The sequence below is a fragment of the Streptomyces sp. CB02959 genome, from assembly GCF_002803155.1.
Classification (GTDB): domain Bacteria; phylum Actinomycetota; class Actinomycetes; order Streptomycetales; family Streptomycetaceae; genus Streptomyces.
On sequence record NZ_NNBP01000013.1, the window covers coordinates 123225 to 147379 of the forward strand.

Consider the following 24155-nt stretch of genomic DNA (forward strand, 5'->3'; position numbering starts at 1 on the left):
CGTCTGGGTCACGCTGGGTGCGCTCTTGAGCGCTGAGGTTCATGGGTTCTCGTCGAGCCTGGCATTGCGGCTGGCCATGTCGTGCTGTTCCTGGGGGAGCTTGGCGAGTCCGGTTTCGCTGTGTGGTCCGCCGGGACGGGTCAGCGTGTCAGGAAGCACTGGCATTGCGCTCCAGGCGGGTTGTCTTGGCGGCCTCGGGGATGGTGGCCTGGGTTGAGTCGGAGGCTTCCCAATGGTTGTCAAATGGCGCTGTTTCAGCGCTGGATCGTGACAACCATCTGCGGCAGCACTCTGCCGGCGATGGAGCCCGAGGGGACGCTTCCTATGCGGACTGCACCCATGGCGCAGTAGAAAGGCTCGGCATTCGGGTCCGCGTCGATCGTGAGCTGGGCGAACCCCAGGTCTCGTCCAGCTGCGATGGTGCGTTCGAACAGCAGGCGGCCGACCCCCTGGCCAATGGCCTGCGGCTCGACAAACATCATGCCCAGAACGCCTGTGGGTGGCTCGCCCTCAAGAGTTGTGAAGCCCAGGATGTGGCCACCTCTGTCAGCGACCGTCGCTCGTCGGCGTGCAACCTCGTGCGCGGCAACGGTGAGCTCGTCTCGACAGGCTTTCAGGAAGTCGGCGTCATAGCCCCAGTGCGCCTTGGACCGCAGTGCCAAGTCGGTGAGTATGTCGGCTTCTGTGGCCCGTGCGGGCCTGATCAGCACGTCCATCTGCGTCCCCCGCTCAGGTGTAGGTCTTTCGATCCTCGCACCCCGCAGCCGTGCGGGAACAGTGCACCGCGGTGGCTTCCGGCTGGGCAGGAAGAGCGTTCAGCAGGCCGCTGCTGGAGGCTCGACTTGGTAGCACCGTCGGTCGCGGATGAGTGCCCACAGGACGTTGACGCGTCGCCGGGCCAGCGCCAGGACAGCCTGGATGCGGCTCTTCCCTTCGGCTCTCTTGCGGGCGTAGAACCGCTTGGAGTTGGGATCGCTCCAGGAGCTGACCAGCGCGGATGTGGAGAAGACGTGCTGCAGGCGTCGGTGGTAGCGCTGTGATCGGCGCAGATTCCCGCTGGTCTTCCCGGAGCCGTGCGGGGCGGGAGCGACACCGCCGAAGGCCGCGAGCCGGTCCGCGGTGGGGAAGCCGTCCAGGCTGCCGCTGACCGCAACCAGGAACTCGGCACCGAGCTTGGGGCCCATGCCCGGCATGCTGAGAACTGTTTCGGCCAGTTCGTGTTCACGAAACCGTCCGGCGATGAGCTTTTCGGTCTCGGTGATCTTCTCGTTGAGGACCATCACCTCCTTTGCCAGGGTGTGCACCATCTGGGCGATGACCGTCTCGCCGGCGACGGCGGTGTGCTGCCGTTCGCCGGCCTCCACGGCTGCTTTGGCCAGGTTCTCAGCTCCACGGACTTTGCGGTTGCGCAGCCAGGCCGTGAGCCGGCTGAGGCCGATCCGGCGCAGAGCGTCCGGAGCCTGGTAGCCAGCGAGGAGGACCAGGGGTCCGGCGTCGGTGAGTTCCACAGCCCGTTCCACAGCGGGGAAAATGCTGGTCAGCACCGCGGAGCCGGTTGACGGTGCGGGTTCGCTCGGCGACCAGGTCGATGCGGCGGCTGGTCAGAAGTGCCAGCTCGATCGTGTCCTCGTCGCCGGTGCGGATGGGCCGCAGGTCCCGCCGCATGCGTGCCTGGTCAGCGATGATCCTGGCATCGCGGGCGTCGGTCTGTCCTTCGCCGCGATAGGCAACGGACGCGCGGTTCACCATGCGGCCGGGGATGTACAGCAGCTCCTGCATGTGGTTGCTGTTGGGTGGCTGGACGGCGGCGGTTTCGAGCGTGGCAGGTGTCCGGGTCGGCCATGAAGCGCACGGCGACGATCCGGCGTCGGTGCCGTCGGGCCCGCTCCACGAGGTCGGCCCTCACGCGCACCTCGACGTTCGTACTGTCCAAGAACACCTTGTCCCCGGTGCTCAGATGTTTGTCCAGCAGGGCGTTCCGCCGGGCGACGGCGGGCGCGGTGACGGCCTGGTTGCCCTCGCCGCCGATTTCGCGCCGCAGGGCGTCGAGGCAGATGATCACGTCGATGCCCGCGGACGCGGCAAAGGTCGACTTGGAATAACCCGCGTGTCACCTCTGGATACACCCGCCGTTCGCACCCCTCACGAGGTGCTGACCTGCTACTACCAAGCCATGCTCGACAAGTCCCCGGACGATCTCGCCGATCTCTACTCCATCGACGCGGTGCACGAGTTCCCGTTCGCCTCACCCGGATTTCCCCCGAGCTTCGAGGGTCGTGAGGCCGTGCGCGCCGGATACCGGGCAGCCTGGGGCGCCAGCCCGTCCAGGTGGAGGAGGTCAGGAGGGGCGCGGCCTACGAGACCGCCGATCCCGAAGTGATCGTCGCCGAGCATGTCGTGGTGGGAACGCTGCCCGCCAAGGCCACCACGTTCACCGTCCCCGGGCTCCTGATACTCCACGTCCGCAACGGACTGATCACGCGAGTCCGCGACTACATGGACGGCTTGGGCGTCGCCAGCGCCCGAAAGTGAAGGCCCGAGCAGTACAGCGGCGGCCTGACCTGAGACGAGACGGCGCTCAGCCCGTTCGGCCCTGACCCTCGAGATCTGTCTCAACGAATCAAGTCCTCGCGTCTCACCCAATCCAGTCCACGCAGGTCAGCGCAGGGGTGGGCGACCAACTTCGTTGAGACAGGACATCCGTCCGGGCTACGCTGCGGTCAAGCGGCCGGCTGCACATGGGGAGACCGCGAGCGTGAGACCACTGCTGTTTCTGGATGACGGGCCGCTGAACCCATACGCGGCACTCTCGGGTACTTGCCCGAGGACTACACGGGGGTCGGCGTTGTCGCCTGATGGCTCGTCAGAGTGGTGCCGCAGTGTGTCCGTAATTTACCGCGACAGGTGACACGCTGAAGGCCCAGGATGTGCGGGGATCCCGGGTTACGGAATGGGTGAGCGTGTCGTATGAGTCAAAACGTACCGGAGTTGACCGCAGAGTTCCTAGTGGACAGCGACGGGCCGCGATGCGCGGTGATCTCCCCGGATGGCGCCTGGGTGGCCTACGTGGTGGCTTCGGCCGGTCGGGGTCCGCACCCGGTCGGCGCACTGTGGGTCGCCGCCGCTGATGGAGGCTCACCTCCCCGGGAGCTGGCCTGCGGTACGGCGTGCGAGGGTGTGCCGAGGTGGGCGCCGGACTCGGCGTCGCTCTTCCTCCTGTCGGACGGGCAACTGCACCGCGTCGGACTCGACGGCGGGCGGTGCGAGACTCTGACTGCCTGGCGGGGCGGGATCGTGGACCACTGGCCGCTCGCCGGTGGCGAGATGGTCGCCGTGATCGCCACGGATGAGCCGAGTGAGCAGGACGAACGCCGGAAGGCCGAGCGCGACGACGCGATTGTATGGGGAGCGGGGGCTCCCCCTGGCCGGTTGCGCCTCCTGCACCTGGGTACTCGCGAGCTGCGGGTGTTGGCGGAGCTTGGCGACAGGCACGTCGTCGACGTGGTCCAGCGACCGGACGGTGGCTCCTTGGCGGTCATCAGCTGGTCCTGCCCGCAGTTCGATCCCGGAATGTTCACCGCCGAGTTGCACGTGGTCGATCCCGCCACGGGAATGCTCCTCGATCTGGGTCGGATGGGGCTGCTGGCGTGCTCACCGATCTGGTGGAGCGTCCGCGATGTCTGGCGGGTGGCCTACCTGGCGGTGACTCCTCCTGGTTTGGTCGGCGGTCTCGCCGTTTTCGACGTCGCCGTGCCCGAACCCGGTGCTGCTGCTGGGGAGCATCGCAATCTGACCGCGGGCATGGACGTCTGCCCGACCGAGCTGGTGCAGGTCGAGAACGGGGCTCCCTTGGCGCTGTTCGCCGATGGCCTCGACACCGCGATCTACCGGCTCGACCCCGACGTGGGGCGCTTCGTGCGTGTGTCCACGCGGGTCGGCCGTGTCGATTCCATGACCGCCAGCAGTTCGGGTGAGGCGGTCGCTGTGCTGGCGAGCACGGCCTATGAGCCGGGGGACGTGCACTGCGGGCCTCCCGGCGGTCGGCTGGTCCGGCTCAGCGACACCAGGCCGGATCTGCGGCGGGTCAGGTGGGGCACCCAGGAGCGCCTCTCCTACAAGGCTGGCGACGGCCTGGACCTGGACGGGCTGCTGATCCTGCCGGTTGGCAGGCGTCGGCAGGACGGCCCGTTCCCGCTCATCACCCTGGTTCACGGCGGCCCCTATGACCGGTACTGCGACGACTTGAATACCACCTGGTTCTCCCCTCAGTGGCTTGCGGCCGCGGGATACGCGGTCTTCCTGCCCAATCCACGGGGCGGTCAGGGACACGGCCACGCGTTCGCGGCGGCGGTCGCGGGCAAGGTCGGCCTTGAGGAATGGACCGACATCCTCACCGGGATCGACCTGCTGATCGCCGACGGGGTCGCGGACCCGGACCGGCTCGGAATCGACGGGTGGAGCCACGGCGGATTCATGGCCGCATGGGCGGTGGGGCAGACCGACCGGTTCAAGGCCGCGCTGATTGGCGCCGGGATCACTGACTGGGGCATGCAAGCAGCCACCGGCGAGGAGGGAGTCCTGGAATCCGGACTCGGCGGCAGTATCGGCTGGGAGGGGCCTGGCCCGCACCTCCACGACCGGCTCAGCCCGGTCTCGTTCGCCTCGAAGGTCACCACCCCGGTGCTGATCCTGCACGGCCAGGACGACACGAACGTTCCACTCGGCCAGGCAACATACTTCCACCGCGCGCTGTGCCGATTCGGCGTCGAGCACGAGTTCGTCGTCTACCCCCGCGAGGGACACTTGATCATGGAGCGCAACCACCGGATCGACGTACTCCGGCGCACCCGTGCGTGGTTCGGGCGATGGCTCGGTGCCCCGGCTTCGGACAACGACCCGATCTGACCCAGCAGCCCCGTCCCGCACTTCAACTTGCGGGGCCGGAGGATTGTCAAGCGATGTCCTGTGCTCCCGTCTGCAGTCCGCCTCGGTGGCGCCGAGGTTGAGCGCGGCCAGGACGGCGGCGTGCATGTCCTGCAGGTCGCTGATGCTGTTTCCCTGCTGGACGGTGTCCGCGGCGGCGGCCGCCTTGGCGACTGCGTGCTGCTTGGCGAGTGCGTGCTGCGTGGTCATGGCTGAATTTCCTTGTCGGGCGGGCGGAGAGGGTTCTCACCGCGAATCCCGGTGAACGATTAAGGGGCATTCACGAGTGGGGGTGACCTGCGGCGACAAGTGGCCCTGAAGATCAAGGGTCCTTCCCCTTGCTGTCACGATTGCCGGACCGCCCTGAGAGGTGCAGGTGAGCATGTTCTTGACAGGGTCAGTGTGTGAGGTCCGGGGTGTCCTCGTGGATCGTGTCCGGTTCGACGATCTTTCGCGCCTTCCCCGTGCGTGTTACACCGATCGCCCAAACGATCGCGTAGACAACAGCGAGCCCTGCGAGAAGCCGGGTGGTGTCGGGCATGCCGATGGACGCGGCCAGAGGTGCCACCGCGAGAGACGACACGCCTTGAAAAGCGGAGGAGAGGCCGAAGACGAGGACCATGACACGGCCGCGGATGTGGTCGGGGGTCGCGAGCTGAAGGCCGTTGAGGGCGAGGATGGCGCACGCGCCCACTCCGATGTGGCCGATCAGTGCTGCGGCCATGCCGGGACCGAGGGCTGTGACCTGTGCCAGGGCAAGATAGCCGACCCCGAAGACCGCCAGGGCGGCTCCGGCTGCGTGCAGTCTCCGACGTGGAAGCGGTCAAGGGCGTAAACAGGCAACAGGCCGACCATGCCGTAGCAGAGGCGCAGTCCCACGGTCAGCCGCAGAAAGGCGGAGACTACCGGGGTGGACCGTACGAAGGTCCAGAGTTCGGCTGTATCGGCCCGCATCCGGATCCGACGAGTCGTCATCACCTTGGAGAGCGGCTGTCTGATCCTCACGATGAGGAGTGCGGAGACAGCGAAGGACGCACCGTCGATGATGAGGGTCGCCGAGGCACCCCATGCCGCCGAGACCACACCCCCCAGGCCGGCTCCCACCAACAGGCCCGCCGAGTAAAGGCTTCCGAGCGCGGTCTGCGCCAGTGGCAGCTCACGGGAGGTGACGAGGTTCGGCAGTGCGGCCTCGGGGATCGGGCTCGCAATGGCGGCGGCGATGGACAGCCCTGCCAGGCAGCCAAGGGCCAGCGGGACGGACCGGGTGTGAAAGGCAACCAGCAGGCCGGCGACCGGAATGATCGCGCCCAGGTCACACGCGATGCGCAGGCGTTGCCGGTCGAACCTGTCGGTGAGCGGACCGATCAGCGGCAGCAGCACAACTCCGGGCAGGGAGTTGACGGCGAACAGCAGCGCTGTCCAGCCCGCCGAGCCCGTATGGCGGTAGACGAAGCTGCTGAGGGCGACGAAAGTGAACCAGTCACCGGTCAGGCTTAGAGCGGAAGCACAGAAGAGGCGTCGGAAGTCGGCGTTATCACGCAGGAGCGCGACAAGACTTCCGTGAGGGCGGCGTCGAGCGAAGAACACCAATGACTCCAGCAGTGTGACGTCCCGAACGATGACCGGGACGAGCGACGGAATGACGTCGTGTGTGCCCTGCGGCCTGCGGAGGGCCACGGAACGATCGCTGGTCAGTCACAGAGGTGATGCATGACACGCATCGTACTGGTGATGCCTCCGTTCACGGCCGGAGACGGCAAGAGTGCGCTTCGGGGGTCGAGAGTCTCTACTGGTTCTCGCCGAAAGGACAACGCTAAGCGGCTGCGGCCCAGCTCAGGGCAGCCGCAGCGAATGGAGGGTCCTGGTCACTGGCCGAGGGCGCTGACGCGGTTCGCGTACTCGCGACGGGCCTTGCGCTGTGCCGGGATCGCTGAGGTGCCGTCGAGCGGCTGGCAGCGGGCGAGGAGTGCGCCGTGGACCGAGGGCACGGCACGGACGCGGAGTCTCGCTGAGGATCTTGTCGCGGGGGATGCCGTGCTTGCTGAGCGCGTCGAGCTGGGAGTCGAGTTCCTGCCCAAGGGTCGAGCACCGGGCGTAGCCGATACGGATGTCCGCGCTCGGCAGGTCCTGGTCGATCGGCGCCGGCGGCGGGGTGCCCGGCCGCCACGGCCGCCCCGGTCCGCGGTCGGCCGGGGTCGGCACCCTCAGCGCCTTCTTCAGCCGGGGCACCATGGTGAAGCGACGAGTGTGGTAGGCGGAGGCGACCGCGCCGCCGCGCGAGCGGCACGGCGAGCCGGGCTGGGCGTCACACTTCGGACAGGCCTGCCGTTCGACGTCGTCCGCGTCCAACCGTTCGGTCAGGGAAGGCTGCTGAGGGTCCGTCATGGGCCCGGATTTTCGCACTACGCAAGTCTCAGAAGGGGGTCCGTCCCGCTTTTGAGTGAGAACGGGTTCTGCGAACGAATCCGGGGTCGGCGGGGGTTCGGCGGCTCGTGATTGATCTTGCTCGCGCAAAGGAACGTTTGTGAGAGTCGGCTTCGAGGTGGCGCCGCCCAGGTTCAGAGCTGCCGGAGGTGGTCATGCAGTCTGCGGGCGGCTTGAGCCATGAGAATGTCGGCGCCTGGCTGGGTGCTGGCCGGAACGAGCGATTCCGTGAGCACGGCGATGGCGAAGGCATGCCCATCGGAGTGCTCGACGACTCCCATCTCATGACGGAGGTTGAGGAGGGTGCCGGTCTTGGAGGACCAGTCGCTGGCGTCTGAGCTGAAGTCCGGGGCAAGCCTGTGGCGGAGCAGGTTGTGGGCCATCAGGTCCCGCACTCGGGCGGCGACTTCGGGATGGATTGCCGATGGCGTCCACAGGGCTTGGAGCAGTTCGGTCCAGGCGCGGGCGCTGCCAGTGTTGGCGCGGGTGGTGTCGAGCTGCCGTACATGGTGGCCGCGGCCGCCGGTTCCGGCTTCGATGGCGAGGGTGTGGGCGAGGTGCGTCTGGTCGGGAGTGAAGCGTTCCGTGGGGGTCTGGATGAGTTCGCGCATGGTGTGCCGGATGGTGATGCCGTCCAGGCCCAGTTCATGCAGGATGTGGGCCACTTGGGTAGGTGGGGTGAGGTCGAACAGCACGTCGGCGGCGGATCCGTCGCTCACGCTGGTGCTGAGGTAGAGCAGGTCGTCGAGGGCGATCCGGGCGGGGTGGCGGAACCGGGTCAGACCGGTGGGGCCCGGCGTGGTGATGCGTCCGGGCTGGACGTCGATTACTGTTGCTCCGTCGAGCTCTCCGCGCCTGATGCGCTCCGCCGTCGCCAGAGCGAGTGGAATCTTGACCAGGGAGGCGGAGGGCAGCTGGGCGTCGGGCTCGATGCCCAGCTCGGCTCCTGTGCGGAGGTCGCGGACCAGCAGGCAGCCGTGCAGGCCGCCGTCGAGAAGCTGTTGGCGGATGTCGTGCAGCAGCGCTTCGGTACTCATACTGCCGCCACTCCGTGAGGAGTGCCGGTCCGCGTAGCCGGGCCGAGGCAGCGGGTGATCGCGCTGCCCAGGCGTTCTTGGACATGCTGCACATTGACATCCGTGGCGGCTGCGAGGCTGTATCCACGGCTGAGTGTGATCTCACCGATGGGCCTCCATTCGAGGCCGAGTTCGTCGGCCTGCGTGGCGGAACACAGCAGCAGATCGGACGTGCAGAGCACCTCGGCTATGGCAGTCGTCAGGTCGGCGGCGATGGCGGTCTGCACCGGCCGCAGGCCCAGGGCGTCGCGCAGCCGGGTGAGCGGATCGCGGATGTGCGGCACGTCGTCCTCCGGCTGGATCCATACCTTGCGGACAGGATCCGGGCAGGCCCGCCCGGCCCGCAGAGTCGCCAGATAGACGCGCCTGGCCCCGGCTGCCGCGGTGCCCGCGAGGCCGAGCGGAACCGACCACGTGGCTTCGTCCGCGGGCGCCGCGATCAGGGCCGCGCGTACCTGCTGTGAGCGAAGGAGCTCCATGCGCTGCGCCGGTGTACCGGTCTGGAGATCGAGGGTCACCGCTTGGTCTCGCGCGTCGGCGACCAGGCGGGCGAGAGAGCCCGTGGAGCAGTTGCCCGGGACGGCGAGCCGCCATGGCTTGTGCTTGGCGGTCTCCGCCTCGTGCAGCAGCGCGTCGGCTGCCTGCACGAGCCGCCTCGCCGCCGGCAGCATGTCCCGGCCGAAGGAGCTGAGGGCGGCCCTGCGCGATGTCCGCTCAAACAGGCGCTCGCCGAAGAGCTCTTCCAGGGCGGCGATGCGCCGGCTCGCCACCGGCTGGGACATCCGGGCTGCGGCCGCTCCTGTGGTGAAGCTGGCACGTTCCGTCACGCTGACGAACGCCCGACATGCTCCCACTAGGTCCATACCGCAATCCTATGCGAGATCGGCATGGAACCGCCTGTATGCGTATTGGACCGTATGGAACGCGGAGGAAGATCATGAGCCATACCCGAGCTGTCTCCCTTCTCGGCATCCCTGACGGTCTTTCTGGAGGTCCGAATATGCAGGCCACTCGTGCGCGGCGTGTCCTTCTCGCAGGGCTCGCTACGCTCGTTGCCCTTCCACTTGCGGCATGCGGTCGTGACAGCACCCAGAGCTCACAGGCTCCGGCTTCCGCGACAGCGCTGTCGGATCGTGCTGCGCGGCAGCACGTCGGCGAATTCAAAGAGCTGGAGCGCAAGTACGGCGCGCGGCTTGGGGTCTATGCGGTCAACACGGGCAATGGGCGGGAGGTGGCCTTCAACGCTGATGAGCGGTTCGCGTACGCCTCCACCTTCAAGGCGTTCGCCGCCGGTGCCGTCCTACGCAAGTACTCCTTGAGCGGCATGGACAAGGTGATCAAGTACTCCCGGAGTGATTTGGTCGACTACTCTCCGGTCACCGAGAAGCATGTCGATACCGGAATGACCCTGAGTGATCTGTGTGACGCAGCCGTCCGCTACAGCGACAACACCGCGGCCAACCTCCTGTTCGACGCACTGGGCGGGCCGAAGGGCCTGGCCGCCGCTCTCGCAGAGACAGGTGACACCACTACCAAAGTGGAACGCCGCGAACCGGAACTGAACCAGTGGTCTCCCGGTGCCACACAAGACACCACCACGCCCCGCGCGTGGGCAGCAGACCTGCGGGCATTCGTTCTCGGGGACGCCCTGGGCAAGGACGAACGCGAACAGCTCACCCAGTGGCTGCGGACCAACACCACCGGAGACGAACTCATCAGGGCCGGAGTACCCAAGGGGTGGACGGTCGGTGACAAGACCGGCGGAGGCGGTGTCTACGCTGTACGAAACGACATCGCCGTCGTGTGGCCCCCAGGCGCCGCACCCATCGTCATGGCGATCATGTCCAACCGCGGCACGAAGGACGCCGCCTACGACAACAAGCTGATTGCCGAAGCGGCATCCGTGGCCACCAAGATACTGTCGTAGCAGAACACCTGAACAGCACGCGGACAGTACACGGCAAACCCCCAACTACTCCGGCGTTCTCGCCCGACGCCAGGAGTACGCGCCCTCAGGATGCTGCCCCGGCCGCTCGATCGAGCGGCACGTCGGCCGACTGGTCGCTCACGACGGCTCCTCACGATGACCGGTGACTTTCGGGACGAACCGCCCCACCGGAAAATCGTAAGTGACCGATGGCGCGGCCGCAGCTCCCAACGGCGAAGGTCCCCTCCTGGTATGGAGGGGACCTTCTGATGGAGCGCCCGGCAGGCCTTGCACCTGCATCTCCCACCGGTTGGTGGACGTCTTTCCTTGGACCACAGACGCGCGACTTCCCCCCGCTGTTCCGCGGGCCGAAGCTGCACCATGATCATATCGGATCCGTGAGGCTGCTTCCTCCCCCTGGCAGTGGGCCGGGTTACTGGGCCGGGGTGTAGCTGACCGTCGTGTCCGGGCACCCAGCCGCGATCTTGGCCAGGGCGTTCTTCTCCTCGCGGTCGGCGGCCAGGGCCCAGCGGAGCTTGGTGGCGACCCAGTCGGCGGCGTAGGTGCAGGTGGCGTCCTTCGCGGGTGGCATCTACTCGGCGGGGTCCTTGTCGCCCTTGGCCCGATTGGGCCCGGAGCTGACGGCGACGAGACTGCGGGGCGCCGTCAGGTCGTTGGTGTACTGCTCGCGCCGGTCGGTCGTCCACTTCGAGGCGCCGGCGTCCCACGCTTCGGCGAGCGGGACGACGTGGTCGATGTCGAGCCTGCGGGCGTCGGTGACGGTCTTGTCGTCGTAGTACGAGCGCCAGGTCCCGCCGGTCAGCCTGCAGTCCTCGCTCTTCTTCGGCTTCTTCACCGCCTCGGCGAGGAGGACTTCCTGCCGGGTGTCGCAGCCGTTGTGGTCGGCGTCGACCCACAGGTGGAACGATCGCTCTCCGCGCCCGTGGGCTGGCCACTTCGTGACCTGCGGCTTCAGAACAGCTTTGCCTGTTCGTGGGCTGGATAGGGGAGCGTCGGCGGATTGCTCCGCCGAGGTGGCGCAGGCCCATCCGGGCCGGCGTCTTCCCGCTTCGTTGCTCCTGCTTCCCGGCCCGGGGGCCGGGAAGTCCGACGGGTGCTCGGCGGGCGTTTTGCGTCTCCCCTGTATCAGAGGCGACGTGGGGTGATTCTGCGTGTCGTTCGATGTTGTGGGCCGAGTGGAGATCCCGGTCCATCGTCAGACCACAGGTCGTGCAGTAGAACGTCCTGTCGGACAGCGCCAGGCGTGGGTTTTGCCATCCACAGTTCGAGCAAACCGGCCGACGCGACGGCGCGCCTTCTCCCACCGCACGGAGCCCTTCTGCGGCTGCGACAACGCCCGCTGTGCCTTCACCAACCGCCGGGCTGCCGCGCGTCGCGCAGCGGCCGCGGATTGACGATCAGCATCCCGTCCGCGCCGACGTCCACCTGCCCACACACCCAGGGGCTTGGACAGGGCGGCGAGGACCTTCACGCCAATGTCGACGCCGACCTCGCCCCGCTCGGCCTGCGCACGCGACGCACGGTCGGGGACGTCCAGGGTGACCTTGCACAGCACGGACGCGTACCAGCGGTGCTCGCCGCGAGAGACCGTCACCGACTGCACGACTGCTTCATCGCGGGCGACTTGGCGGAACAGGCGTTTGCCGGAGTCGTGCAGCCGCACCTCACCGAACGAGGCCAGCCGCAGGCGCCGGTGCGTGGTCAGGCGGATGCCGGGCTTCTTCACGTCGTGGTGCAGCCGGAAGGAGTCCCGGGCGCGGCCGCGCTTCTTGAACCGTGGGTGGCCCACGCGGCGGCCGGCCCGCTTGCCCGTGAAGGACTCCAGCCAGTTCTTCCAGGCGCGGTCGGCGTCGATGAACGCAGACTGGAAGACGTAGGTGTTCACTTCGTGCCACCGCGGACACACGCCCTCGACACCCTCCCGGGTGTCGCCGCGCTCGGCGTTGAACACCTCATGGACGGTCGGCTTCGACGGGATCGGGACCTTCGTCTGCTTCCGCGCCTGCGCCTCCGGCGTCCCGCCGGCGACGAGCTCGTCGACCTTGGCCCGCCACTGCACATGTGCCGCCTTCTTCGCGGCGAGCGCGTAGTTGAAGGCGAGCCGGGTGTTGCCGCACCAGCGCAACAGCTTCTGCTCCTGGGCGGGGGAGGGGGCCAGCGTGAAGCGGTAGGCGCGCAGCACTTCGGTCTTCATGGTCCCCTCCTCTGAGTGTCGCTCACACCGTATCGGCGACCACTGACAACGCCCTCCGAGCGCCTGCTCACGGCCCGCTCAAGCCCCCAGGCGCCGGCCGTGACAGTGCCCCCATCCGTACCTACCGGCGCAGGTCACTCCGAACGGGCCTTGCCATCCCGGCCCCGCACTCTTCAGCAACACCACCAACGTCAAGTGACGTCTGCCTAAGTTCCCGGCCAGGATCAGTCGGGCCAGCTCTCCTGGGAGACGATCCACTCCCCCCGCGCGTAGGCCCGAACCGCGTCCCGCTCCGCTTCGGTACAGCCCTCCTCCAAAACTGCGGGCACGCCACCGGTGGTTCCGGTCCCGTTCTGGAGGTCGTAGGCCACCAGCAAGCTAGCGACGTCGGAGGCGTCGGTGCGCAGCTCCACATCCCTCGGCACCGGGTTGGAGTCCTCCTGGTAGGGCCGAGGCAGGTAGCTGCCGTGGCCGTGGCACAGGGCGAGCGCATCCAGGACGGCCGCGGTCTCCAGCAGATCGTCCCGGTACTCCAGCGCAAGGCTGCTGACCTGGAAGTCAACGAGGTCCTGACAGCGGGTGCTGTGCGCGGCCACCAGGTCTCGGCGCTCCTGGATATGCACGTACAACAAGGCCGTGACGAGTTCGCCGATGCGGACCAGGTGCTTGCCGTACGCGGCCTGAACTGCCCGGTTGGTGGACCAGCCAGGCCATGGTTCGCCCGGAGAAGCTCGATGTGCGCTCATGAGCCAGGAAGCTACCGACCTGCCGAGGCCCGTGGGGCCGGAACGGATCATCCTGTACGAAGCGCACCGTCGCACCCCGCTGTGGCCGACCTGTCCGCTGAGGTCACCGTCGTGACGGCTTCGGTGACCGGTGGCCGGTGGAGTGCCCGGCACCGGCGGGTGACCGCTCCGCCGGTGACCGGTGACCGGTCCAGTCGTCATCGGACACCGGTCACGACTGAAACGCCTTCATCGGTCACCCAGCCACCGTGACCGATTGCCCCGCCTCGTCGCGGCGGGCGGCCCGGCTTGCCTGAGCGCTCCCTGGGCTTACCGAGCGCCGTATCGACCGGTCGTGAGGGGCGGTCCGATCGGCCAATGCGACTCGTCCGGCTGCGACAAGCCCACCAGCTGCACTTTGCTGCCCCGGGCCAGCCGGCACGAGTATCAAGGCCCGAAGGCCGCGCGGGGTGTTCGGTGGGCGCGGAGCGGGCAACCCCGCTCGCCGACACCGATGTCCGGGGCGTTGTGTCCGGCTGGCCGGTGACTGACGGGCTGGCCACTACGGCTGGCGTCGTGACCGACACGGCGGCCGATCGCCAAGGGAGCGGACCGGGACCCGGAGCGGTCGAGGAGGTAGTCGCGGTTGCGGATGGCCGGGAGCGCTGTGCCGAGCGGCGTCTCGGCGGCGGCTGGGGCCCGCCCCTTGCCACCGCGCAGCGGCACTTGGGTCAGGTCGGTGAGGAGTGGGACGCGGGCGCGTGGAAGGCGACCGCGGCGGTGCGGCACGTCCTGGCCGCTACCCACCTCGCTGCCGGAACGCCGCCGGCCTACGACCGAGGTCTTCCTGCCATCACTGAAGTGGGAAATAGCTGGAAGTGTTCCCCGCGCGGGCTCTCCGGGGGGACGGCGGCGCGCTCGATCGTCCTCGCACCGCAATTCGGCTGGCGTTCACGGGACGAACCCCCGCCCGCAAGAAGTCGTTTAGCATGCGCCGGAAAGCTCCTGACGCCCTGTCACCCCCCTCTGGAGGACGCACATCGTGTCCGAAATACGCACTCCCCGCCGGCGCCGTCGGCTCGCCTCCCTCTCCGCCGCCGTGGCCGGCCCCATGCTGGTCGCCGGCACGGTGTTGGCGCCTCCGGCCCATGCGGACCCGGCGGGCGACATCCGTGTCAACGAGGTGGTGACCACCGGCAGCGTCAACGACTCGATCGAGCTGTACAACAAGGGCACGGCCACCGTCGACGTCTCGGGCTGGATCCTCAAGGACGGCAACGACGGCTCGAAGTACGCGATCGCCTCCGGCACGACGCTGGCCCCCGGCGCGTTCCGTGCCTTCGACGTGCACAAGGCGTTCGGCCTGGGCTCCGACGACAAGGCTCGTCTCTACCTCCCCGACGGCACCACCCTGGTCGACAGCTTCAGCTGGCGCAGCCACTCCAAGCCCTCCTGGTCGCGCTGTCCCGACGGCACCGGCGAGTTCGGTGCGGCCCAGGTGACCCTGGGTGCCGCCAACGACTGCGGTGGCGGCAACGACGGTCCCTCGCCGGTGGCGTGGCCCGGCGGCAGCTCCGTCACGACCGCGGACGGAGCCAACGTCTTCGGCGAGGACCTCAGCAGCCTGTACCAGGAGAAGAACGTGATGTGGGGCGCGCAGAACTCCGGCAAGCTGTGGCGGCTGGTCCGCGACGGTTCCGGCGGCTGGAAGCCGGACACCGCGAATGGATGGACGTCCGGCAAGACGCTCCGCTTCCCCGGCGGTTCCGGCAGTCCGGACAGTGAGGGCGTCACGCTCACCGGCGCCGGTTCCCAGGGCGGCGTGTTCGTCGCCAGCGAGCGCAACGGCGACGCGTCCGGGACCAGTCGCCTGTCCGTCCTCAGGTACAACGTCAGCGGTTCGGGTACCGCCCTGAAGGCCACCAAGGAGTGGAACCTGACCTCCGACCTGCCGTCCGTGGGCTCCAACCTCGGCTTCGAGGGCATCACCTGGATCCCCGACACCTACCTGACCGCATCCGGCTTCAAGGACGAGTCGACCGGCTCGGCCTACGACCCGAAGCGGTACGGCGGCCACACCGGTGGGGTGTTCTTCGTCGGCGTCGAAGGCACCGGCACGGTCTACGGGTACGTCCTGAAGGACACCGGCGCCTACACTCGCGTCGCAACCATCGACAGCGGCATGGCCGGCGTGATGGAACTGCAGTGGGAGCCGCAGGCCTCGCGCCTGTGGGTCGTCTGCGACGACACCTGCGACGGCCAGCACCGGACCATGAAGGTCAACACCGCCGGCGCCTTCGACACCACGGCCGTCTACGACCGCCCGAGCGGCATGCCCAACCTCAACAACGAAGGGTTCTCCGTGGCCGGTGCCGACGCATGCGTCAGCGGTTCCAAGCCGGTGTACTGGGCCGACGACAGCAACGACGGCGGTCACGCGCTGCGCAAGGGCAGCATCACCTGCTGACACCAGCGGTCGGGCCGCGGCCCCGGCCTTGCCCGCCGGAACCGCGGCCCGACCGCGAGGGGGCCGTCTTCAGCCGGTTCACCATCCGGTCGGTCAGGTCATGGGCGGGCGACGTCTTCAGGCTCTGTGGTTCAGTGCTCGGGTCAGCTCCCGGTTGGCGGCCCGGGCTGCGTCGAGTTCGTCGGTCCGGTCCTGGAGCTGTCCGCGGGTGTCGGTGAGTTGTTGTTCGAGCGGGAGGAAGGTGCGGTCCACCCGGGCCGCGCGGGCCAGGCCGGAGACGGTGATGTCCCCGCCGCCTCGCAACATCGCATTGAGGGCTTTGAGGAAGCGTTCGCGGCGGCGGACCGAGTCGGCCCGCCGCCCATCGGCCATGGCGGTGGTCATAGGGTCCTGTCGGGTCGGACGTCGGGCAGGGGTTGGCGGATGCGGGGCATCCCCAGGGCGACGGTGCGGGAACGGCGGACCACTGCGATGGCTTCTCGGATCTGGGCCCGGTCTTCGTCGGTGAGGCCGTCGAGGTCGGCGCGGACGCGTTGGACGAGGCGCCGGACACGTGTGATCTCCTCGTCGGAGGGCATGGTCTCGGTCTTGGCCCAGTCGTCGGCGCTGGTGAAGGCGGCCAGGCGTTCGCGGTTGCGGAGCAGGTCGGCGAGGTATGCCTCCAGGTCGGGGAGGTAGGAGACGTCGGTGCGGAAGTGGCCGCAGCCCACGCAGCGGAAGCGGACGGGGCAGTCGTGGCCGCCGGCGGCGACGTTGGACGGCTCGGTGCACAGGCCGTAGGGGACTTGGACTTCGCCGATCGCGCGACGGGCGTATTCGGCATCGAGCAGGATCTGGGCCTGGCGCCAGATGCGGTTGCCGTGCCGGTCGAACTGCATCGTGGTGACCCGGTCGACGGCCTCGCGTCGGTGTTGCGAGGTGACGCGGTAGTACGCCTGTGTGGTCTCCAATCGCCGGTGATCCATCAAGTCGCGCAAGACGTCGGGTGGCACTGCGGCGTCTGCGTGGCGCTGGCAGTAGGCGTGCCGGTAGGCGTAGAGGAAGATCTTGGACTTGTCGAAGGGGAGGTTGCGGGTGACGAGCTGGCCGTCGACTTCGACGCGGGTGGAGGCCAGGAGCTCCGGCAGGGTGCCCACCCACTCGCGGTGGCACTGGGACAGCCAGCCGGAACCGATGGTTTTGCGGCCGTGGGAGTTGGCCAAGCAGGTGGGCAGAAGCACCAGCTCCGCTGCGGGAGTGTGGGGGAACGCGGCCCGGACCCGTTCCTGCTGCCGGGTGATCACGCCTGCGGTGCTCTGGGAGATCGGCAGGCGGCGGCCTTTGCGGTTGGCCTTGTCGTTGTTGTAGATCAGCTCGTGCTGTCCGTCGCTGTCCTGGACGAGGCACTCCAGCGGCAGCCGGCACATCTCCTGGGGGCGCCGACCGGTGTCGATCAGCAGTTCTGTGGCCGCCTGGTGCTCTGGACCGTTGCGTGAGAGGTCGGCGAGGCGGGGCAGGTGTTCGCACAACTGCCGCATGACCTCCAGGGGAAGGTCCTTGCCAGCTTCGCTTTCCTCCAGCTCATCGGGGATGTCGTCGGCAAGAAGAGCAAAGTCCTCAGGCAGCCCATACAGTGGTCGGCCCGAGCGGGTCAGCCCCAGCGACCGCATCTGGGCGAGGTTGCCCCGAAGGCAGCGGCAGGTCACCACCCATTTGTGGGTGGAAAGAGCCTCTGTGCCGTGCAGGTAGGCGAGCCGGTTGAGGAAGGCGGTGATGTCGTGCCGGCCGAGCGCGCGAAGGTCCTCGCCACGGTCCTCGCGCTGCAGGCGAAGGCTCTCGGAGAGCATCGCGAAGGCGCGGACGATGTCCTGGACGGTGGCCATGGCTCGCCCGCGACGCTGGGGAAGGGTGGTGAAGGCCAACTCCTTGACCGCTTCGCGCAGCCAGGGCTGATGGATGTCGGTGAAGTGCAGGCGGCCGGCGTGACCGAAGACCGCGCCGTCCCATACGTCCTTCGCCCGTTCGTTCTCCGGCGTCTTTCCGACCCGGTGGATGAAGGTGATCAGGTTGTCGTAGAAGCCACGGCAGCCGCGGGCGAATTCCTCAGGCTTCACCGCTGTCAGTGTCGAAAGTTCCAGCTCTCGCGCGCGGTTGAGGAGGTGTCGCAGCAGGGTCTGGCTGGTGTGGAATCCGGCCTGGAGCCTGGCCTGGAGGCCGTAGAGCACTTCCGCCACCAGGCGTTCGGGGAGTCCTCGTAGGCTCACCTCGTTGTTCGCCGTGATGGGCGCGGTCGTTGCCCGCCAGTGCTGCTCGTCCCCGGCATCCACCAGCTCATGGCGGACGGCATGCGACCACCGGACCCGGTGTGCGTGACAGTAAGGGTCAGCACCTGGCCGCTTCCGGTGGCAGGCCGCCACCGCGCACAAGCCGAAGCCTGGCAGCGGGATGACGTCGTCAAGCGCGAGGAACTGCGCTAGCGACACCTCCTGGCGATGGAGTTGATTGCGATGGGCACCGTACAACGATGTCCGCGAGGAAAAGACGGGCCGTTCACATCGTGCCACCGAGCAGTCCTGGACACCGATCTGGCGACGTTGGATACGTCCCTCGGCCGTGAAGCTGTCCATGGGCGGCTCGCCCCGCTGCTTCCGCCACTGGTAGCACCCTGAGCACAGTCCTTTGGCGACGCTGGGCATCGAGCACCCGGACACCGGACACAGGGGCATGCCAAGCAAGGGATGGTCATAGGGCAAGAAGAGCAATCGGATCTGGGGCGACCATCCCAGCACGCTCAAGAACTCCGGCTCCACCATGGCCATCAGCTCGGCGGCAGTGGCGTCGCCTCTGTTGAACTCGACCAGCGTCGGCGCTGTAGTGATGACCCTCATCGCGGCCCCACCTCGTTCAGCTCCCGCAGAGAAGGAACACGCTCGATCGCCGCGCGCAGCCCGGAACGGGCCGGGTGCAGGTAAGGGCGGGGTGACTCCGGACTCTTCTGGCCCAGCAGGGCCTGGACTTCATCGAGCGTGCCGCCGGCGTCGACGACGTTGATGGCCATCGCATGCCGGCATATCCGCGGCCCGACGCGGCGCCCCAGTCCTGCCCGCGTTGACAGCGCCTCGCACAACTCCCCGATCGCCTCGGGGCTTACTGGGTGGCCGTAGGGCGGGCGGAAGAGGTTGACCAGCAGGAAGTCGCTCCCCGCCTCGCCGAGGATCTCGTGGCGCTCCAGCGCGTGCTGGTCGGCGGACTGCACCACCAGGAAGTCCACCGGCATCACCCACGGTTTCCTCGACTTTGACCAAGCGCCGTTGGTGTTCTGCCGCCGGATCACGTGCAGATGCGGACCCTCGGCGGCGCAGCCCAGCGAGCGCGAGTCGATCAGCAGGTGCAGATCGCAGCGGTGCAACCCGGCGACCGAAGCCCCACCCTCGACAACAGCAGCATGATCAGCCCCATGTCCTCGGCCGCCGTCCGCCAGTCCCGCCCGCCCCTCTCACACCAACGCAGAAACAGAGCCAGGCCCTCGGCGTATGCCTTCGTCGTCGACTCCGCCCGTCCTCGGGCCAGCCGTAGCTCTCTCAGGAAGCGGTCCGCGTCATGAATCAACGCAAGCTCGTCGTCCACCACAGTCCAACACCGGATCCCCGAAGGCATCCGCACAGGAAATGCCCGCACTTGTACCCCTGGTCCACGCGACGGTTGCAGCGGTCCGCCACAGAGCCACACCCCCCAGGAACATGCCGTAGAGCCCCAACGACGGGGCTCTGGACGACGTCACGCCACGGTCCAGGAACCCCAGAGAACGGCGGGCGGGTGCGACATCAGCGCATCTGCGCACTCGATGGACAACGTCTCACCGCCAGTGAGACAGCCCGCGGCTGGAACACCCCCGACGGCCGCACGGTCGTCGTCACTGACGAGGACCTGGCGGCGCTGCCGCTGCCGACGAAGCGGGTAATCGAGGTCTTGGGGTTCATCGACACAAACGACGTCGACCCTCTGCTGTATGCCCGTCCGTACTGGGTCGGCGCCTCCGGGCCGGGCATCATCCGGCGCAGCGACGGACAGAAAGGCTTCGTCGTGCTGCCCAAACGGTGGATCGTCGGACAGCGCCAAGCCAAGAAACCGAAGCCCGTCCGCGGGCAGCGGACGGACGTGACGTGGGCCGGGCTTTCCCGGGAAGCCTGGCCAGCGGCCTTTCCTTCCGACTTCGGGTCGAGCGGACTCCCGCGGCCTGGCCGACCAGGTCGCCTTGCGCGCCGGCGAGAGGGCGATGCTCTGGGAGCGGGTCGCTGAAGGCTTGAGCGGTGTTCCGCAGGGAGGGCGGCCACCTCGGGCCAGACGCGCCGGCCCAGCCACGTGTCTACTGGCTTCGAAACCTGTTCGCGTGCACTTCGCCCACTGTTCACGGGGCGCCCCTCGAACGGTTTGATGTGTGCTGCCAACAATCTGCCTGCCGACAGCATTCGTGGACTGGAGTGTGGAGCATGCGCAAGATGGCCTTCGGCTGGAAGCAGACCGCAGCGGGCGCCGCTGCGGCGGCCCTGGCGATGGGGGGCGCCTTCATGGGGGTGGCCGCCGCGTCGCCTGCCGAGCCGCAGCAGGGCGAGGGTGTGCCACAGCACATCTTCTACATCATGATGGAGAACCACGGGAAGTCCCAGATCATCGGCAACACCACCGATGCGCCCTATATCAACCAGCTCGCCACCAAATACAACACCGCATCCAATTTCCACGGGGTCACCCACCCCAGCCTGCCCAACTACCTGTCCGCCTTCTCCGGGTCCTTCCAGGGCATCTGGGACGACTGCAAGGCGGGAGCGACGGTGACCTGTTCCCCAGAGGAGTTCGTCCCGGGTTCGGGCGACGCGACCGACTCCGCATCGCTGACGCCCGCCCAGGTGGCCAGCGCCAGCAAGACGCCGCACATGTTCTCCGGCCGTAACCTCGTCGACCAGCTGGAGGCGAAGGGGCGGACCTGGAAGGCGTACATGCAGTCCATGCCGCAGGCCGGTTTCGAGGGCGAGTACGCGCCGGGCGACGTCAACGGCACCACGGTGAAGCTGTACGCGCAAAAGCACAACCCGTTCATGTACTTCTCGGACATCAACTCTCCGGGCAACCCTCGGCTGAAGCAGGTTGTGCCGCTGGAGAAGAACTTCGACGCGGACCTGGCCTCGGGCACGGTTCCCAACTTCTCCTGGATCAGCCCCGACCAGTGCCACGACATGCACGGGATATCCCCGAGCGCCGCGGCGATCGTCGGCCTCCCCGACTGCGGTACCCCCAGCTCCGGTCTCGACCACGGGCCGATCCGGCTCGGCGACCAGTTCCTCCGCGACACGGTCACCAAGATCATGAACTCCCCGACGTGGAAGTCGAGTAACTCCAGCATCGTCATCAACTGGGACGAGAACGACTACTCCGGCTACTCCGGAGGGCCCGGCAGCCCGGTGGGGGCGAAGGGTGCCGTGCTCGGCGGCGGGGACGCGCCACTGATCGTGATCAACTCCCACGGCGGCCCGCACAAGGACTCCAACGTCCCCGCCGACCACTACACCGTGCTCGCCACGCTCGAACACATGTGGCACCTCGGCTGCCTGGAGAACACCTGCTCGCCCCGCACCTCCGGCTCGCTACGGGATCTGTTCGCCCGCTAAGGCCTGCTCTGAGTCGAGATCACGGGATGGCCGGGAGGCTACGAAGCCAGATGATTGGACCGCGTAGGTGCAGTCCGGCTTCGTAGCCTTCAGGCGTCCTGTCGTAGCGGGTCGCCAGTCCTCGCCACTCCGTGAAGCTCGCCGGGCTCGGGGCAGGGTGGACGCGCGTGGTCGCCATCGTCGAGGACCAGTGACCGCAGCGGGTGCGGAGCGGGGCACGGCCCGGGCGGCCGTGCCCCGCTCCCATGTGTACCGCTCTCACCAGCCCAGACACGCAGCACGGGGAGGCGGTTCGGGTCGGCCGGCCCCTGCTGCACGAGCACGCGTTGGTGTCGGTCAAAGTGCGGCGCCCGGACGGCCGGTGGGGCAATGCAGGTTCGTAATACAGATGTCCCTTTCTCATTGCCGGTGGCCCGTGTCCGGCCCATGGGGCACCCGTGTGAGACAAACGCTGGCATCTTGTCGCGTTGAAGCAGTCAGGTTCTCGCTGGTTCTCGTTCGTGCTGGCGGATTGACTCGTGGCAAAGACCTGTCCGGAATCGCCGCCGCTATGAGGAGCAACTGACACGGTCCCCGCAGGCGCCCTGGTCTGCAAGCCCTGCCTTGCAACTACCGTGGAGCACTAAGGTGTTCGACGTGACAGAAGCGAACGGGGAATTGATCGGCGGCCGGTACCGACTGATCGAGCTGATAGGCCAGGGCGGCATGGGCCGCGTCTGGCGGGGTCGGGACGAGACGCTCGGGCGGGACGTCGCCATCAAGGAAGTGACGTTCCCGCAGGGCATCACCGCCGAGCAGCGAGACGTCCTGCTCCAGCGTGTGACACGGGAGGCGCGCGCCGCAGCACGGCTCAACCATCCCGGGATCATCACGGTGCACGACGTGGTCGAACACCAGGGCGCGCCCGTGATCGTCATGGAATACGTGACCGGCATCTCCCTGGCCTCGTCGATCGCGCAGAGCGGAGGGCTGCCGGTCCGCACAGTCGCCGAGATCGGCACGAAGATGCTGCAGGCGTTGAACCGCGCCCACGCATCCGGCATCGTCCATCGCGACCTCAAACCGGACAACGTCCTGCTGATGGACGACCGGGTCATCATCACCGATTTCGGCATCGCGCACATGGCGGACTCGACCACGGCGCTCACCCACACAGGCACGATCATCGGCACACCGGCCTACATGTCGCCCGAGCAGTTGGCGGGCAAGACTCCCTCAGCCGCCACCGACCTGTGGGCGTTGGGCGCCACGCTCTACAGCGCCGTCGAGGGTCAACCCCCCTTCAGTGCCGAGACCTTCACCGCACTGGTACTCGCCGTGATCACCGAGGACCCGCGCCCTGCCCTGCGTGCAGGGGGCCTGTGGCCGGTTCTTGCGGCCCTGCTGACGAAGGATCCGGCGCAACGTGCCACGGCCGCGCAAGCGCAGGCCGCGCTGGAGCAGGTGGAACGGACAGGAGCGGCCGTTCCCGTTCCGATTCCCACTCAGGTCGATTCCGCGCCGTCGCCGGGGCCGCACGCGGCACACCAGCTGCCAACCCAGACGGGCACCCCGTTCGCACCGCCCGTCTCCCCGGGGTCCGGCGGGACCCCGGCATCCGGGACGCCCAGGACTCTCGGGCGGCGCAGCGTCCTGTGGCTCGGCCTGGGCGGGGCCGCTGCGGTGGCCGGCGGCATCGGGATCGCCCTGAAGACCGGCGACCACACCCCACCGAAGCCCAAGGTGAACCCGTGGGAATACGCCGTCGAGGGCCCGCGCCATGACAGTAATCCGCCTCCGTTCGCCGTGGCCGACGGCGCCCTGTACGTCTCCACCGAGGAGACCATCGTCGCCCTGGACGCGCGCACCGGACGCAAGCGCTGGAAAGGCCCCTCCGACTTCTCCCGGGAGTACAGGTACAGGAACCCCCTCGTGGCCGCCGACGGGGCGGTGTACGCGTCCGGCCAGATCGGCACCACGTATGGCCTGTGCGCACTGGACGCGGACGGCAGGAAGAAGTGGTTCTGCTCCTTCGCCGACTCCGACCACAGACCGGTCGTGACCGACGGAATCGTCTACATCGCGGCGTACGGCCATGTGCACGCCGTGCATGCGGACAACGGGCGGAAGCTGTGGAGCCATCCGCTGGGGGACAAGGGCTCCAGCGGTCTGGCGGTGGCCGACGGCACCGTGTACGTCAGCGGCGGCAAAGCCCTGTACGCGCTGGACGCGGCCAGCGGCGCCAGGAAGTGGGCCTTCCCTCTCGACTACGGAGCACGCCTCGACCAGCCACCCGTCGTGTCCGGCGGACTCGTGTACGTCCTCGACGATGTCACGAACCTCCACGCGCTCCACGCCGCCGAGGGCACCGGGAAGTGGTGGCTCAAGTTCAACGGGCAGAGCCTCTGCGCCGCGGGCGACATGCTCTACGTCACCGGCGGTGACGTTGCGGAAAACGGAATAGTCCACGCGCTCGACTCGTCGACGGGGAAGAGGAAGTGGGGCCGCAAGGTGAACTCCAGTCAGCTGTCGCCCACGCAGCTCGCACTGGCGGGTGACCTGCTCTTCGTCGCCAGTACCGAGGACAAGGACGGTACCGTCTACGCCGTCGACACCGGTGACGGCTCCCAGCGCTGGTCCACCGGGATTCTGGAGAAGCTGGGCAGCGACATGGCGGCCGCCTACGGATTCGTGTACGCCTCCGTCAATGGCCGTGTCGTGGCCCTCGACGCGGCCACGGGGACGGCGCCGACCTGAGCCACGAGCACGACATC

22 protein-coding genes and 4 pseudogenes are annotated in these 24155 nt (G+C 68.0%); 7 read left to right on the forward strand and 19 right to left on the reverse strand.

Going from position 1 to position 24155, the window contains the following annotated elements; all coding sequences use genetic code 11:
* Positions 1–39: 39 nt before the first annotated feature.
* The 4 genes and pseudogenes from CG747_RS49655 to CG747_RS51020 all read right to left on the reverse strand — a co-directional run bounded on the left by CG747_RS49655 (position 40) and on the right by CG747_RS51020 (position 2062).
* On the reverse strand, positions 40–165 hold the full coding sequence (locus tag CG747_RS49655; RefSeq protein WP_257980601.1) for a hypothetical protein: 126 nt from the start codon (positions 163–165) through the stop codon (positions 40–42).
* A gap of 89 nt (positions 166–254) precedes the next feature.
* Positions 255–716 (reverse strand): GNAT family N-acetyltransferase, encoded by a 462-nt coding sequence (locus CG747_RS21825; protein WP_100603474.1) that lies wholly within the window; start codon positions 714–716, stop codon positions 255–257.
* A gap of 99 nt (positions 717–815) precedes the next feature.
* A pseudogene (locus CG747_RS21830) lies at positions 816–1785 on the reverse strand (IS110 family transposase); the annotation flags it as partial.
* On the reverse strand, positions 1676–2062 hold the full coding sequence (locus CG747_RS51020) for an AAA family ATPase (RefSeq protein ID WP_180985642.1): 387 nt from the start codon (positions 2060–2062) through the stop codon (positions 1676–1678). The gene CG747_RS51020 and the pseudogene CG747_RS21830, both read right to left, overlap by 110 nt.
* 266 nt (positions 2063–2328) lie before the next feature.
* Between CG747_RS51020 and CG747_RS49665 the strand changes: the two genes are divergently transcribed.
* Together CG747_RS49665 and CG747_RS21845 are read left to right on the forward strand one after the other, a co-directional pair.
* A complete protein-coding gene (locus CG747_RS49665) occupies positions 2329–2532 on the forward strand; it encodes a nuclear transport factor 2 family protein (protein WP_257980636.1) in 204 nt (67 codons plus the stop codon).
* A 762-nt stretch (positions 2533–3294) separates the two neighbouring features.
* The gene (locus CG747_RS21845) at positions 3295–4905 is read left to right on the forward strand and encodes a S9 family peptidase (protein ID WP_257980603.1); all 1611 of its coding nucleotides are present in this window, start codon (positions 3295–3297) and stop codon (positions 4903–4905) included.
* A gap of 415 nt (positions 4906–5320) precedes the next feature.
* Here the strand turns inward: CG747_RS21845 and CG747_RS21850 are convergent, their stop codons facing one another.
* The 5 genes from CG747_RS21850 to CG747_RS21875 all read right to left on the reverse strand — a co-directional run bounded on the left by CG747_RS21850 (position 5321) and on the right by CG747_RS21875 (position 9286).
* A complete protein-coding gene (locus CG747_RS21850; RefSeq protein WP_100603477.1) occupies positions 5321–5647 on the reverse strand; it encodes a hypothetical protein in 327 nt (108 codons plus the stop codon).
* Positions 5632–6600 (reverse strand): MFS transporter, encoded by a 969-nt coding sequence (locus tag CG747_RS21855; protein ID WP_180985643.1) that lies wholly within the window; start codon positions 6598–6600, stop codon positions 5632–5634. The genes CG747_RS21850 and CG747_RS21855 overlap by 16 nt, the downstream gene beginning before the upstream one ends.
* 156 nt (positions 6601–6756) lie before the next feature.
* Complete coding sequence (locus CG747_RS21865) at positions 6757–7308, reverse strand: hypothetical protein (protein ID WP_257980604.1); 552 nt, start codon at positions 7306–7308, stop codon at positions 6757–6759.
* A gap of 173 nt (positions 7309–7481) precedes the next feature.
* Complete coding sequence (locus CG747_RS21870) at positions 7482–8384, reverse strand: serine hydrolase (RefSeq protein WP_100603479.1); 903 nt, start codon at positions 8382–8384, stop codon at positions 7482–7484.
* Complete coding sequence (locus CG747_RS21875) at positions 8381–9286, reverse strand: LysR family transcriptional regulator (RefSeq protein ID WP_100603480.1); 906 nt, start codon at positions 9284–9286, stop codon at positions 8381–8383. The genes CG747_RS21870 and CG747_RS21875 overlap by 4 nt, the downstream gene beginning before the upstream one ends.
* 137 nt (positions 9287–9423) lie before the next feature.
* On the opposite strand from CG747_RS21875, the gene bla reads away from it, so the two are divergent.
* The gene (gene bla, locus CG747_RS21880) at positions 9424–10350 is read left to right on the forward strand and encodes a class A beta-lactamase (protein ID WP_100603481.1); all 927 of its coding nucleotides are present in this window, start codon (positions 9424–9426) and stop codon (positions 10348–10350) included.
* Positions 10351–10620: 270 nt separating this feature from the next.
* On the opposite strand, the pseudogene CG747_RS48135 reads toward bla, so the two are convergent.
* From CG747_RS48135 to CG747_RS21895, 6 genes and pseudogenes are all read right to left on the reverse strand, one after another.
* Positions 10621–10692: pseudogene (locus tag CG747_RS48135) on the reverse strand.
* Between the two features lie 91 nt (positions 10693–10783).
* Positions 10784–10942 (reverse strand): hypothetical protein, encoded by a 159-nt coding sequence (locus tag CG747_RS51025; protein WP_374701798.1) that lies wholly within the window; start codon positions 10940–10942, stop codon positions 10784–10786.
* Positions 10943–11206: a DUF1524 domain-containing protein gene (locus tag CG747_RS51030; RefSeq protein WP_374701799.1), complete on the reverse strand. Its 264-nt coding sequence runs from the start codon at positions 11204–11206 to the stop codon at positions 10943–10945.
* Between the two features lie 373 nt (positions 11207–11579).
* Positions 11580–11675, reverse strand: a pseudogene (locus CG747_RS49670) (hypothetical protein); the annotation flags it as partial.
* Positions 11676–12490: 815 nt separating this feature from the next.
* Positions 12491–12565: pseudogene (locus CG747_RS49675) on the reverse strand (helix-turn-helix domain-containing protein); the annotation flags it as partial.
* 224 nt (positions 12566–12789) lie between these two features.
* Positions 12790–13311 (reverse strand): hypothetical protein, encoded by a 522-nt coding sequence (locus CG747_RS21895; RefSeq protein ID WP_146022120.1) that lies wholly within the window; start codon positions 13309–13311, stop codon positions 12790–12792.
* 1090 nt (positions 13312–14401) lie between these two features.
* Between CG747_RS21895 and CG747_RS21905 the strand changes: the two genes are divergently transcribed.
* The gene (locus CG747_RS21905) at positions 14402–15757 is read left to right on the forward strand and encodes a lamin tail domain-containing protein (protein ID WP_100603595.1); all 1356 of its coding nucleotides are present in this window, start codon (positions 14402–14404) and stop codon (positions 15755–15757) included.
* 117 nt (positions 15758–15874) lie between these two features.
* Here the strand turns inward: CG747_RS21905 and CG747_RS21910 are convergent, their stop codons facing one another.
* The 4 genes from CG747_RS21910 to CG747_RS49685 all read right to left on the reverse strand — a co-directional run bounded on the left by CG747_RS21910 (position 15875) and on the right by CG747_RS49685 (position 19393).
* Positions 15875–16141 (reverse strand): hypothetical protein, encoded by a 267-nt coding sequence (locus CG747_RS21910; RefSeq protein ID WP_100603484.1) that lies wholly within the window; start codon positions 16139–16141, stop codon positions 15875–15877.
* Positions 16138–18063 carry a site-specific integrase gene (locus CG747_RS49680; RefSeq protein WP_257980605.1) on the reverse strand — a complete coding sequence of 642 codons (1926 nt, stop codon included), beginning with the start codon at positions 18061–18063 and terminating at the stop codon, positions 16138–16140. Before CG747_RS49680 ends, CG747_RS21910 begins: the two co-directional genes overlap by 4 nt.
* A 557-nt stretch (positions 18064–18620) precedes the next feature.
* Positions 18621–19145: a hypothetical protein gene (locus tag CG747_RS21920; RefSeq protein WP_257980606.1), complete on the reverse strand. Its 525-nt coding sequence runs from the start codon at positions 19143–19145 to the stop codon at positions 18621–18623.
* Entirely contained in the window at positions 19118–19393 is a 276-nt protein-coding gene (locus tag CG747_RS49685; RefSeq protein ID WP_257980607.1) for a site-specific integrase, read from the reverse strand. Before CG747_RS49685 ends, CG747_RS21920 begins: the two co-directional genes overlap by 28 nt.
* On the opposite strand from CG747_RS49685, the gene CG747_RS46920 reads away from it, so the two are divergent.
* The 3 genes from CG747_RS46920 (at position 19337) to CG747_RS21930 (ending at position 24138) form a co-directional block, all read left to right on the forward strand.
* The gene (locus tag CG747_RS46920; protein ID WP_107490319.1) at positions 19337–20035 is read left to right on the forward strand and encodes a Ku protein; all 699 of its coding nucleotides are present in this window, start codon (positions 19337–19339) and stop codon (positions 20033–20035) included. The two genes, CG747_RS49685 and CG747_RS46920, sit on opposite strands and share 57 nt — an antisense overlap.
* A gap of 191 nt (positions 20036–20226) precedes the next feature.
* Positions 20227–21402 carry an alkaline phosphatase family protein gene (locus CG747_RS21925; RefSeq protein WP_100603485.1) on the forward strand — a complete coding sequence of 392 codons (1176 nt, stop codon included), beginning with the start codon at positions 20227–20229 and terminating at the stop codon, positions 21400–21402.
* Between the two features lie 636 nt (positions 21403–22038).
* The gene (locus CG747_RS21930; protein WP_146022123.1) at positions 22039–24138 is read left to right on the forward strand and encodes a PQQ-binding-like beta-propeller repeat protein; all 2100 of its coding nucleotides are present in this window, start codon (positions 22039–22041) and stop codon (positions 24136–24138) included.
* Positions 24139–24155 lie beyond the last annotated feature (17 nt).